At 52.7% G+C, this 13,835-nt stretch carries 7 protein-coding genes; 5 read left to right on the forward strand and 2 right to left on the reverse strand.

The window, feature by feature from the left end:
• Positions 1-97 precede the first annotated feature (97 nt).
• The 5 genes from DSD30_RS02510 to DSD30_RS02530 all read left to right on the forward strand — a co-directional run bounded on the left by DSD30_RS02510 (position 98) and on the right by DSD30_RS02530 (position 11,825).
• Positions 98-4,300 carry a beta strand repeat-containing protein gene (locus DSD30_RS02510; RefSeq protein ID WP_114008007.1) on the forward strand — a complete coding sequence of 1,401 codons (4,203 nt, stop codon included), beginning with the start codon at positions 98-100 and terminating at the stop codon, positions 4,298-4,300.
• A gap of 143 nt (positions 4,301-4,443) precedes the next feature.
• Positions 4,444-5,265, forward strand: a complete 822-nt coding sequence (locus tag DSD30_RS02515; protein WP_114008008.1) for an ABC transporter permease — start codon at positions 4,444-4,446, stop codon at positions 5,263-5,265.
• Positions 5,262-5,930 (forward strand): ABC transporter ATP-binding protein, encoded by a 669-nt coding sequence (locus DSD30_RS02520; protein WP_114008009.1) that lies wholly within the window; start codon positions 5,262-5,264, stop codon positions 5,928-5,930. The genes DSD30_RS02515 and DSD30_RS02520 overlap by 4 nt, the downstream gene beginning before the upstream one ends.
• A 269-nt stretch (positions 5,931-6,199) precedes the next feature.
• On the forward strand, positions 6,200-10,495 hold the full coding sequence (locus DSD30_RS02525) for a beta strand repeat-containing protein (protein WP_114008010.1): 4,296 nt from the start codon (positions 6,200-6,202) through the stop codon (positions 10,493-10,495).
• 349 nt (positions 10,496-10,844) lie between these two features.
• Complete coding sequence (locus DSD30_RS02530) at positions 10,845-11,825, forward strand: class I SAM-dependent methyltransferase (protein WP_157967530.1); 981 nt, start codon at positions 10,845-10,847, stop codon at positions 11,823-11,825.
• Positions 11,826-11,950: 125 nt separating this feature from the next.
• Here the strand turns inward: DSD30_RS02530 and DSD30_RS02535 are convergent, their stop codons facing one another.
• Together DSD30_RS02535 and rfbD are read right to left on the reverse strand one after the other, a co-directional pair.
• Positions 11,951-12,937, reverse strand: a complete 987-nt coding sequence (locus DSD30_RS02535) for a glycosyltransferase family protein (RefSeq protein ID WP_114008012.1) — start codon at positions 12,935-12,937, stop codon at positions 11,951-11,953.
• Entirely contained in the window at positions 12,934-13,827 is an 894-nt protein-coding gene (gene rfbD, locus DSD30_RS02540; protein ID WP_114008013.1) for a dTDP-4-dehydrorhamnose reductase, read from the reverse strand. Before rfbD ends, DSD30_RS02535 begins: the two co-directional genes overlap by 4 nt.
• Positions 13,828-13,835: the final 8 nt, after the last annotated feature.

Raw genomic sequence — 13,835 nt, forward strand, 5'->3', positions numbered from 1 at the left:
GGCTCCTGGTTTCAACGACAGCCAGTGCCTAAAAGTTAATTTTTTTGCCTTGCCCATTTTTCGAGGCGTTCGGTTTTGCAGATTTTTGAGGTGATTTATGCCTGTCTTGACCCACGAAGAACTCGTCAATCGTTTCAATTTGTCAGACGACAACGTCCTTGAACTCAGTCGTCCGCACGGCGTGGAGACGATCACCATTGGTGACCGCGTCTTTGTCTATATTACCGGAAATTCCGATGACGGCTTGAATGTGTTTGAGCTGGAACATGGCGGCGCCCTGACAAGCATTCAGACGCTCGCAGATGATTCCACGCTGGGTCTTAATGGCGCATCGCAGCTCATATCGACACAGATCGGAGGCAACACCTACCTTTATGTGAATGGCGATTATGATGACGCGATCACGGTGTTTCAGGTGCAACCTTCAGGTCAATTGACCCATGTCGAGACAATTGCCAGCAATTATGAACTGGATGGGACAGAAGGTCCAATGACCATTGCTACGGCTGGTGGTCAACAATTTCTGATCACGACGGGCTCGTATGATGATGGGGTTAGTGTTTTTCGCATTGAGACGGATGGCACCCTGACCAACACTGCCAGTTACGACGATTCCAGCAACACGGCCTTCGGTTTGAACGGTGCTTACGCCGTGGAAAATGTCACCATTGGCACAACGAGCTATCTTTATGTGACAGGGTTGGATGACTCTGCGGTCACGGCCTTCAAGCTGAATGCGAACGGGACCCTGACCCACATTGAAACCGTGTTCGACACATCCAGCATCAATCTCTCCAGACCGGGAGATATTGTCACAGCGACCATCGCAGGCTCAAACTATCTCTTTGTTTCAGGCTATTATGACGATGGCATCAGCGTGTTTGAGGTTGCCAATGACGGCAGCTTGACCAATGTCTTCAATCTTCAGGACACGGCTGCATTGGGCCTCGGTGGAGCATGGGGCTTGTCCACCTTCACCATTGGCACGAAAACCTATCTCGGGGTTTCTGGTATCGATGATGACGCCATTTCCTATTTTGAAGTCGGTGCTGACGGATCGCTGAGCGAACAGGACACTGTGTTTGACGATGCAACGATGGAATTGGACGGATCCGTCTTCCATTCGGTCGTTGAAATGGGTGGTCGCACCTATCTTATCAATTCAGGCAGTAACGATAGCGGTGTGTCGGTGTTCGAGCTCAATGTCAGTGCGGACCCGATCAATGGCACGGCTTATGATGATGTCCTGGTTGGAACGGAACTTTCCGATACCATCAACGGTCATGAAGGCAATGACATCCTCATCGGGATGGAACATGGTGACAAGCTCTTTGGTGGCACTGGGAATGATGTCCTTCAGGGCGGCGGTGGAAATGACTCTCTGGTCGGCGGTGAAGGCAACGATGTCCTGCAAGGTGGAGATGGCAGTGATATTCTCGTCGGTGATGCGTCTGATACCCAGACAGGCAGCGACACGACGATCGTCCCGAGCACCCAGCAAAAGCTGTCACTCTCGGTTACCTTGCCGGATTCTTCCGATTCTGGTTCGATCGATATCAGCGGCTTCATCAGCCGCAACCCAATCCAATCCACTGATTTCAACATCGTCTATGTTGTCGATATTTCGAGTTCAATGGGCAATTCTTTTTCCGGTGACGAAACCGTTGCCGACCTGAATGGTGACGGCTATGCAAACAGGTTGCTGGATGGCACGATTTCTGCGTTTGAGGCGGTCAATCAATCGATCATTGATGCTGGTCTTGGCGGCTCGGATCTTTCCATTGTCGCCTTCAACTCTTCCGCGAACACCATATATACCGGCACCGTGAATGGTGGTGTTTCATCGACACTCCGCTCCCTACGCGATTCAGGTGGAACGAATTTTGGCAATGCCCTGACTGAAGCGATTAACGCCCTGACGAATATGGGGCCCGGTGTCAATCGGGTCTACTTCATGTCAGATGGTCAAGCCAGTGGAAATACCACCACTCAAACAGCACAATTGCTTGATCCCAATGGCTTGAATGCCGAAATTCGGGCCATTGGCCTTGGTACCGGTGCCAACCTCGATCAACTGGATCTTCTCGACGATGGGATCGACAACGATTCTTCCGAGCTTGCGCTTACCCCTTCCGAACTGACTGCGAGCCTGTCCGGATCGGCGGTCCAGACCAGCGAAATCAGCCGGATGGAAGTCTATGTCAACGGCTCGTTGGCGCGGACCTATCAGCCGAATGAATTCACCACGACGCCCCTTGGTTTGCAGTATGACATTTCGCTCACCGGCCTTTCCACCACGGCAAATGACGAAATCACCGTCAAGCTGATTGCCTCCGATCCTGCGAGTACTTCCGTTGAAGTGTCACTCGATCTGAAAAACACCGCAATCACACCCGGCAATGATGTGCTGCTGGGGGGAGCCGGCAATGACAAATTGTCGGGCAATGGCGGCAATGATCGCCTGCTGGGCGACGACGGGCAGGATGCCCTTTATGGTGGCGACGGCAATGACAGTCTCTATGGTGGCAAAGACGACGATATTCTCGAAGGCGGCACCGGCAATGACCTCCTTGAAGGCGGCTGGGGTTCAGACACACTGAATGGTGGTGCAGGTCAGGATGTTGTCAGCTACTCAAGCTCCATCTCGCGGGTGGTCGTTGATATCAATCTGCAAACGGCCGCAGGTGGTGACTCACGAGGCGACACACTGATCTCCATCGAAGGGGCGCATGGCAGCTATTATAACGACATTCTTTATGGAGATGCCGGAAGCAATGTTCTGCATGGATTGGCTGGCAACGATGTCTTGAGCGGCCGGGAAGGTGCTGACCTGATGGTCGGTGGTGACGGGAATGATGTCTTTTATGTCGAAAATGCCGGGGACATGGTGCGCGAGAATCCCAATGAAGGCCTGGACCGGGTGTTCAGCTTTGTCTCCTACTCCCTGCGGGAACAATCGCAATATATCGAGTATCTCAATCTATTGGGACCCGGTGACCTCAGAGGCACAGGCAACGGGCAGAATAACATCATCACCGGCAATTCGGGCAACAATGTCCTCAATGGAGCCTTTGGCGATGACACGCTGATCGGTGGTCTTGGCAATGATATCTTCAATGACGATATCGGCGCGGATCGCATGATCGGTGGCGGTGGCAATGACGTCTATTATGTCGACGATGCGGGAGACCAGATCGAGGAAGTGTCCGGCGGTGGAACCGATCTTGTGATGAGCTATATCTCCCTGGCCCTGCGCGACAAATCCCAGTATGTGGAAAATCTTCAACTACTGGGAACCGGCAACCTGTCGGGCACGGGCAATGGTCTGGCCAACTCGATCACGGGCAACGGCGGCAACAATATCCTGAATGGTGCCTTTGGTGACGATGTGCTGTTTGGCGGCCTTGGCAATGACATTTTCAAGGATGATACCGGTGCGGATCGCATGGTCGGCGGCGGCGGCAATGACGTCTATTATGTCGATGATGCTGGCGACCGGGTCGAAGAAAGTGCCGGTGGAGGCACCGACCTTGTCTATAGCTATATCGACTTTGCCTTGCGGGACCATTCGCAATATCTGGAAAATCTCCAACTGCTGGGAACAGGAAACACCAGGGGCACGGGGAACGGGCTGGACAACTCCATCACCGGCAATAGCGGCAACAATGTACTCAACGGTGCCGCAGGCAATGACACCTTGCGCGGCGGTGCGGGCAATGACATTTTCCTCGACAATTCGGGCGCTGACCGGATGATTGGCGGGGTGGGCAACGATGTTTACTATGTCGATGATGCGGGTGACACAATCGAAGAAGTTGCCGGAGCCGGCATTGACATGGTCTATAGTTACCTCTCGATCGCCCTCAGGGACAAATCCCAATATGTTGAAAATCTTCAATTGTTGGGCAGCGGTAATCTGATCGGCACCGGCAACGGTCTTGCCAATACCATTATGGGCAACAGCGGCAACAATATCCTCAATGGTGCTTTTGGCGACGATATTCTGCGGGGGGGATCTGGCAATGATTCCTTCCTTGATGACAGTGGCAATGACACCTTCTATGGCGGCGATGGGGCCGACACCTTCATCTTCCTCAATACAGGTGAGAGCGACGTGATCGCGGATTTTGAAAATGGCATTGACCATATCCGGATCGGCGGTCTCGGGGTTACATCCTTTGCGGACATTAGCCACTCTCAACAGGGAGCCAACACAGAATTGACCTTTGGTGGAGCGACCGTAACCTTGCTCAATTTCAGTGACTCTTTGATCTCGGCCGATGACTTCCAATTTGTGTAAGCGACAGGCTTCCTTTTCGACGCCAAACACAAAAACGCAAAGCAGCCTGACGCAGGCTGCTTTGCGTGTCTTTGTTTTTGAAGACAGGACGAATTGCGCTATAGTCGCAGCAGATCAGCCATCAGGAGCCAAGTGAATTATAGATGTCGGAAGTTCAGACAAGCTCAACTTCGGAAAGCTGGGCGCAATTCAAAACCGGAGCCTATCGTCAGAAATCCGCAATCTGGGCACTGGTCTTTAAAGAGTTCCGGCTCAAACTGGGACAAAGCCGGATCGGCCTGTTCTGGGCTTTGGTCGAACCCATTTTTAGCATGATGACGATTGCTTCGATTTGGCATGTCAACGGCGTGCATACCATGCAGGGCACAGATGTGTATCTGTTCATCGGCAGCGGTTTCATCGTCTTCATCACCGTGCGTCAGGGAATCAGCTATATTCCACAGGCGATTGACGCCAACAAGGCCCTGATGAACTATCCTCAGGTGAAACCGATCGATACCCTGCTTGCCCGATTCATTCAGGGTATGTGGTTTCATGCGCTAGCCAGTGTGTTGATGCTGGTCGGCCTATGGTGGTTTATCGATGCCGTGCCGACCTTCCCGGATCCACTGCTTTCCCTGACCGCCATTTTTGTCGCCATGCTGCTCGCCATGGGCATTTCCTTGCCGTTGGCGGTCTTTGGCACGATCAACAACAATGTGCTGAAATTCATCGGGATCGTTTCTCAGCCACTTATGATCCTTTCCGGTGTGATGTTCTCAATCGCGGATCTACCGGCAACGGCCCGCAGCATTCTGCAATGGAATCCAATCGTGCATCTGGTGGCGGCCTTCCGACACGGCTCGTTCGGCAGCAAGCTTTTTCCGGAATATAACCTGCTCTATCCAATCATGTTCGGGGCGATATGCCTTGGTTTTGGATATGCACTTTATTACATCTACCGATTCAGATTGATTCAACAATGATCAAACTGCAAAATGTCTCGAAATACTATGCCACGCCAGCCGGACGTCACTATGTGCTCAATGACGTGTCCTTCACCATCCCGGATGACGCACATCTCGGGGTTTTGGGGCCCAATGGCGCGGGCAAGTCGACCTTGATGCGGCTGTTGGCAGGCGTGGATTCACCCAATCAGGGCCAGATCATTCGCACAGGGTCCATCTCCTGGCCGATGGGCATCGCCAATTCGATGCAAGGCTCATTGACCGGCAAGGAAAATGCCCGCTTTGCCTGTCGGATTCAAGGCACGCCAAGGCATAAGATTGACCCGATCATCGAAAATATCAGAGAGTTTGCGGAGATCGGCAAATATTTCGACATGCCGGTCAGAACCTATTCGTCAGGTATGCGTGCCCGATTGAATTTCGGCATTGCCATGGCCTTCAGCTTCGACTGCTACATCATCGACGAGTTGACAGCGGTGGGCGACAAGAATTTTCGCCAGAAGAGCGCAAGAGTGTTTCAGGAAAAACGCAAAACGGCCTCTTTCATCAAGGTCTCGCATAATCTTGATGAATTAAAGGCTGAATGCAATATGGGTCTGGTGCTCCATGAGGGCAAGGCAACCTTGTATGGCAGCATTCAGGAGGCAATGGAGATTTATAAACAAAACACGGAGAAGGCCTGATATGTGCCTTTGTTTTATTAAAGCAAAGTTTGGCCCTGCCAAGCCAACGGTAAACCAACTGGCACTGTGACCGACCCTTTTCTGTGAGCGGATTTCCTACCCCATTTGTGGGACACAACTCCATCTGAACATCTACTCGAGGGAGGTGATTATTTACCCTTATCTTACGCGAGTTGCAGATTGACAGGAAGCAACCCCACCACTAACTTCTTTTTGTACAGTATTTAATTTCTCTAAACATTTTTAAAAAACTTATTGGGAGAAGCGTCATGCCAACCGGCTATATTACCCAGTTCACAGAAGCAGATTATTCCATTCTCTTCGACAACGAGCTTCGCGAAGCACGGCTTATCTCCGGCGACGCGACAACAGGCACCCTTCAACGCCCGGGTTCCAGCATCCATATTGTTGCCACCGGATCCGGCGCGACCTACGACAACACACCGACATACGATTCAGGCGAACACCTGACAAGCGGCACCATCAATCAGTTCGACTTTTACCAAGGCACCACCCTCATTATGAGCGTGTCGGGTCTTTCTCTTTCTGCTGTTGACTTCGACAATGCGCTTTATGCATGGCAGGCCAATGGCAATCCCGATCCGTTCAAGACCGAGTTTGACGTCTATGCAATTGATTATGATGGCACGAACTTGCCAACCGGAGCAGAAGGGGGCGGCTATGGGTCCGATAATGCGGACACCTTCACCTTTGGCGCCGGTGATTATTATGTGACACTGGGCGCAGGCAATGATGTGATCTATGCCGGGACAACGTCTGTTTTCACGCAGCTCAGCTACGCTAACGCGGATACGGGCAATGGCATCATCGCCAACTGGCTGACGGGCACGATCAATGATCCCTATGGCAATACGGACACCTTTACCGGTCGGGTCGATAGCCTGCGCGGCACAAATGAAGCCGACCAGTTTATTGGTGATGATCAAGACAACCAGATTCGTGGTCTGGGTGGCAATGACACCTTCAATGCTGGCGACGGCGTGGATGAGATCCGCTATGATCGCGACGCCACTTATGGTGGTCTAGGCGGGGTCAACGTCAATCTGGCGACAGGCACGGCCACCGACGGCTTCGGTGACACCGATACCTTTACCAGCGTCGAGCGCGTGCGCGGCACTGATATGGATGACATCCTGATCGGCAATGACGATGACAATCGGCTCCGAGGTCTCGGTGGGGATGACACGCTTTCCGGTGCCGGTGGCAATGACCTGCTTGAAGGGGGCGACGGGAATGACGTTCTCGATGGGGGTGCCGGTGACGATATCCTCAGTCTCGGTGATGGTGACGAAGGTGGCATCCTGGGCAGCATCGGCAATGACACCATCAATATTGATGGCACGAACGACGTATTCTTTGATTATGAACGACTGAATGCCTCGATCACTTTCCAGATCGGCTCCAGCACCGCCACCGTCAACAAGGGTGCCAACGGCACTGACACTGTCAGTGGCCTTGACGGTATCGATTATGAAAATGGTGGATATAACTTTGAGGGCGGGTCTGCTGGTGACAGCTTTGTCATCAATGGCGCGGTCGACCAGTTTGGCATAGTCAGTGGTCGTCAGGGCGATGACAGCTTTAGCAATATTGGTGCAGGTGCCGTTCGGGTTGACTATCGCGAAGATGGCGATGACACCCATTCGGGCATTACCTATACCAGCAACAATGGCTCCAAAATCAGTGGCACAGTCACCGGGGCAGGAACCGGGACGGATACGCTCTCCAATATCGATCAAATTCGCGGCACTGATTATAACGACGTCTTCAATGGCGGCGATGGTGATGAAATCTTCATTCTGCGTGGTGGCAACGACACTGTTAATGGCGGCGGCGGCATGGACTTGGTCCGTTTTGACCGCAACGGCATGGGTGGTGTCGAAGTGGATCTGAGTGTTGGCGTCGCCGTTGGTACTTTCAATGGCAACGCCTTCTCTCATACCCTGACGAATGTGGAACGCATCAACGGCTCCAGAGACCAAATAGACCGTATTTTCGGATCCGATGCCGATGAGGGTTTCGCTGGACGCGGCGGCAATGATGTGTTGGTTGGCCGCGGAGGTGATGATGAGCTTTATGGCGAAGATGGCAACGATTTGCTGAATGGCAATGACGGCGACGACCATTTGGAGGGCGGCAACGGCGCCGACACCCTGAATGGCGGTGCAGGCAATGACTATCTTGACGGGGGTGCCGGCAACGATACGCTAAATCTCGGCACAGGCGATGAAGGCTATGTTCAGGGCAGCACCGGCAACGACATCATCAATATTCAGGGTACGATCGACTCCAAATTCGATTATGGCTGGCTTGATTTGGCCACAAATTTCCAGATTGGTGCGGCCACAGCAACTGTTGACAAAGGAACTGGTGGTACCGACACGGTGAATGGTCTGGACAGGATCAACTATGAGGATGGTGGCTATAACTTTGAAGGAACATCTATGGGTGATAGCTTCGTCATCAATGGCGCAGCTGATCAGTATGGATCGATCAAAACCAATGGCGGAAATGATACCATCACCAATTCAGGAGCCGGGTTCGTTCGGGCCGATTATCACGGCGGCTTCGAAGACGGAGTTTATCCGCTTTTCAGCAGTATCACCTATACCAGCAACAACGGTGCCAAGGTAAGTGGTACGGTGACCGGCTCCTTCACCGGCACAGACACCCTGACCAATATCGACGAGATTCGCGGTACCGATCTGAACGATACTTTCAACGGCGGGGATGGGGATGAACGATTCATTCTGCGCGGAGGCAATGACGTTGTAAATGGCGGTGGCGGTACCGATATGGTTCGCTTTGATCGCAGCGGCATTGGGGCGGTCGATGTCGACCTTGAAGCCGGGACAGCGACTGGCATGCATAATGGCAACGCCTTCTCCCACACCTTGAGCAACATCGAAATCATTCGCGGGTCACGAGCTGACAATGACCGGATCTTTGGATCGAATGCGAACGAAACCTTTTACGGTCGCGGCGGCAATGATGTGCTGAATGGCCGAGAAGGTGATGATGACCTGAATGGTGAAGATGGCAATGACATCATGAATGGTGGTGAAGGCGCCGACCGGATGGCAGGGGGCCGCGGCAACGATGTCTATTATGTCGACAATGCTGGTGACACCATCGTTGAGAATACCAGCGAAGGTATGGATCATGTCTTCAGCTTCATTTCCCTTGCCCTTCGCGACAAGTCACAGAATCTCGAAAATCTGAGTTTGTTGGGAACAGGTGACACGTCCGGTACCGGCAATGGCCTGTCCAACACCATCACCGGCAACTCGGGCAACAATGTTCTCAATGGAGCCTTCGGTGATGATGTTCTGATTGGCGGTCTCGGCAATGACATTTTCCTTGACGACACCGGTGCGGACCGAATGGTCGGCGGCGGCGGCAACGATGTTTATTATGTCGACGATGCCGGAGACGTCATTGAAGAATATGCCGGAGGCGGAACCGACATGGTCTTCAGCTACATCTCCCTCGCCTTGCGGGATCAATCGCAATATCTTGAAAATCTCCAGCTACTTGGAACCGGGAACACGTCAGGAACAGGCAACGGTCTTGCCAACACCATCACCGGTAACAGCGGCAACAACATCCTGAATGGTGCCTTTGGTGACGACGTGCTGTTTGGCGGTCTTGGCAATGACATCTTCAAGGATGACATCGGCGCCGATCGCATGGTCGGCGGTGGCGGCAACGACGTCTATTATGTCGACGATGCCGGAGACCGCGTCGAAGAGAATGATGGCGGCGGAACCGACCTCGTTTACAGCTATATCGACTTTGCCTTGCGGGACCATTCTCAGTATCTTGAAAATCTCCAGTTGCTGGGCACGGGAAATACCAGAGGCACCGGCAATGGCCTTGTCAATAACATCACAGGCAATAGCGGCAACAATGTTCTGAATGGCGGAGGTGGCGACGATACCCTTCGTGGTGGTGCGGGCAATGATATTTTCCTCGACAATGCAGGGGCTGATCATATGATTGGCGGGGTTGGGAACGATGTCTATTATGTCGACAATCTCGGAGACACAATCGAGGAATATGCCGGAGGCGGCATTGACCGGGTCTTCAGCTACACATCCTACGCTCTGCGAGACAATTCCCAGTATCTGGAAAATCTGAATCTCCTCGGCAACCAGAATACATCGGGAACCGGCAATGGTCTGTCCAACACCATTGTCGGCAACTCAGCCAACAATATTCTCAACGGTGCTTTCGGCAATGATGTGCTGATTGGCGGCGCGGGCGACGATGCTTTCCTTGATGATAGCGGTGATGACCGTTTCACTGGAGGCGTGGGCAATGATGTCTTCATCTTCCGCAATGCCGGTGAGCATGACGTTATCACGGACTTCGAGAATGGCGTTGATGTCATCCGGATTGGCGGGCTTGGTGTGACCACGTTTGCGGATATCACCCATTCTCAGCAGGGAGCGGATACATTGCTGAGCTTTGGTGGAACTGAAGTTACCTTGCTGGATTTTGACGATAGCCTGATTTCGGCAGACGATTTCCAGTTCGTCTAAGTTGATAGACACAAATACAGCTATTGAGTGCCGCGCTTTGGGATTGAGGATCAGGGTGCGGCATCCCTTTGTTTGAATATGATGTCGGATGCGGCTTCAACCGTTCAAACAGATTGCCGCTTTTCCCGTTCGAATCGTATTATCATTGACATCCTGGATTTGATATCGAGATGATTGCGATAAGCAGCCAGGGGAAGAATGTGATGCGAAATTGTGGCTGGATGAATTGGCTGAAAGATGCGACAAGACCGTGAAAAATATCCTGCGCTATATTGAAATCACACTAAACAATGCGATCAAATTGTTGAACTTTTATAGTCTATCCAATGAGAAACAGGGAATTGGCCTAATGCATAACGATCCTGCCTTTGATCACTTCGAGCATCTTTGCATGGGTGACGATGGAAGCAGCTTTCCGGCGAATTTTGATCCCGACCTGTATCGCTCGAAATACAAGGATCTGACCCAGTTCCCCCCGAAGGCGTTGAAGACCCATTATTTCAAACATGGCATCAATGAAGGCAGGGTGCCCGGTGAAATCTGGACCCGTGACGCGTTTATTGATCTGGTGGATCCGGATTCAGCCATTTTGGAGATTGGTCCCTTCCTCAACCCGATGTTGCGGCGACCCGACTGGAATGTCGACTATTTCGAAGTGCTCGATAGAGACGATCTGGTAGAACGCGCCAAGAGATTGATGGCTCAAAACGCGGTGAATGTCGAGAAATACACGGAAAACCTGAAAAAGGTCCCAGACATTCAATGGGTTGATGCCCATGGAGACATCAGCACCATTCCGCAGAAATATGACCATGCCTTCAGCTGCCACTGCATTGAGCATCAGGTGGATATTATCAAGCATCTGAACGATGTCTATGACTTGCTCAACCCAAATGGCTGCTACTTCATGGTCGTGCCAGACGGACGCTTTTCCTTCGACCATTTTTGCCTGCCATCGCGCGGCATTGACATGGTGGGAGCGCATCTGGAAAAGCGCAAGCTGCAATCCCCGTCAAAAGTGCTCGAACACCGGATGGAGATCACCCACAATGATCCGGTCCTGCATTGGCGTGGCGAACATGGGGTTCCCCACCGCCGGAATCCCGAAAAAATGGGCGATCCAGCCTTCGCCAAACGCATTTTGAAAGAAGCCGAAAGCGCCAATCGCCATTATGTCGATGTTCATAACTGGATCTTGTCACCGCATGTCTTTTGGGATTGCTTCGAATTCATGCGCGCATGCGGTCTGGTGAAATTTGAACTGCGCCGGATTTACTTTACCGTCCGCAACAAGATGGAGTTTTATGTCATTCTGCAGAAGCCAGAATGACCTTCTTTGAACTGTGAAATGGGGTGAAGCCGCACGACAGGCGATAGAGTGTCTTGTTGGGCTCGTCCCTTTTCGCCCCTGATCTATGCTCCAAGCAGCAAACAGGTACGAACAGGGTCTGGCCTTCAGTCCAGTTGCAAATGATGGTGCCAAAAGCGTCTGACATGGGCTGGATCGCCGATAGTGTGGGCCAAGGATGCGAGTGCTTCGGCGATCGGGCGCAGGGCTTGCCTATCTGACAGAATATCACGGATCTTTGCGTCCCAAAGCTCGGCCTCATTGTCAATGACGGCCAATTTGGATAAGGGCCCGAGCGCATCCGCAACGGGCCCCACGGGCGAAAAGAGTGCAGCGGCGCCAAAGGCTGCACTATCCAAGATCTTGTTGATCGAGCGGGCTTGGTTGAAGTGCGTGTCCAGCATGGGCACAAGGCACAGATGATAGCGCTGACGGGCCATGAACTTTCGATAGACCTGCCAACCCTTCGCCTTGTGATGCAGAACATTCGGTAAGCCACGCAACGCGGCTGGAGCATGATGGCCCATGAAGGTGTCGAGCTGTAGCTGAGGCTGTTCCCAGCAAATCTGTGCCAGACACTCGGACAGAAATGCCAGATCATTCAGGTGGCTTCTGGTTCCGGGAAACAAAATGCGCAGCGGTTCGTCTTCACGAAAGTGGCTGAAATCCTTGCAAATAGAAACAGCACAAGGATCGAGCAACAAATGACGTTTGTCCGGATAGAAGGAGAAGAGTCTGGGGTTGGGGGCCACAATCGTATCTGCATGCCGCAGGATTTCAGGCAGCATAATCTCCCTGAAACGCAACATGCGCTGGCGGTAATCCTCTGGAATGGATCGATCTTGATCGAGTGCCGCAAAGTCATCATCAATGACATAGTAGCATCGCTGCCATTGCCGTGAGGCAATCAACCGCGCGTCCCTGTCAGACAGATAGCGCAGGATAACAAGCCGCCCCTTTGCCTCAAAACAATTGTCTCCAATCCGCCTGATCGGTCGCCGGCCCTCTAGGCGCCCTTCTGTTATCAGGTCTCTCAGCGGATGCCGAAAGTAGAGATCGTGGGTCGGAATTGTTTTGTAGGAAAAGCGGATCACGCGTGGCTATCTTCCAATATGCGTTTGACGATATCGCCCTGGAGCAAGGTGTCCCGATCAAGAGGCATGGCGAAATCACTGAGAATTCTGGCGCTGTTCAAACGAGAATTTGCAGGCCGCACGGCTTTGGTCGGATAGTCGGCGGTCGTGATGGCAGACACCTCTGCCGACGGTCCACCATGGGCTCTGCTCAGACGGAAGATTTCGCGGGCAAAGCCGCACCATGTGGTCTCGATCCCCCCGGCAAAATGATAGGTCTGGCCCTTTCCTGTCACCAGCCCCTTGCTGCGATGGTCGGCAATCGTCAGCAAAGCCAGCGCAATGTCATGGGCCGAGGTCGGGTTGCCATGCTGATCATCGACCACATTGAGGCTATCGCGATCCTTCGCAAGGCGGAGCATCGTCTTGACGAAGTTGCCACCATAGGGGCTGATCACCCAAGCCGTTCTAAGGATCGTATGATCGACATTTTCCCGCCGGACCGCTTCTTCGCCAGCAAGCTTGGTTTTGCCATAGACGCCCAGCGGACCAACGGAATCTGTCTCAAGATAAGGGCGATCCAGATCACCAGCAAAAACATAGTCCGTCGAAATATGCAGAATCCCGGCACCAATGGCTTTTGCCTCCCGTGCCAGAATGCCCGGCGCGGTGCCGTTGACCGCCATGGCCAGATCCGGCTCGTCCTCGGCCTTGTCGACGGCGGTGTAAGCCGCAGCATTGATGATCAGATCCGGCTTGTTACGCATGACGCTGTCGACGATGCTGTCTTCGCGCGCCAGATCCAGCATGGGCCGTTCTTCAAAGAACAGGGCAAGATGCGGGAAGTTGGCGGACTGGTCAGCAAGGCAGCGAGCGACTTGGCCATTTTTACCGGTTACGAGGATCTTCATGCTGCTAT

This window comes from Cohaesibacter intestini (assembly GCF_003324485.1).
Classification (GTDB): domain Bacteria; phylum Pseudomonadota; class Alphaproteobacteria; order Rhizobiales; family Cohaesibacteraceae; genus Cohaesibacter; species Cohaesibacter intestini.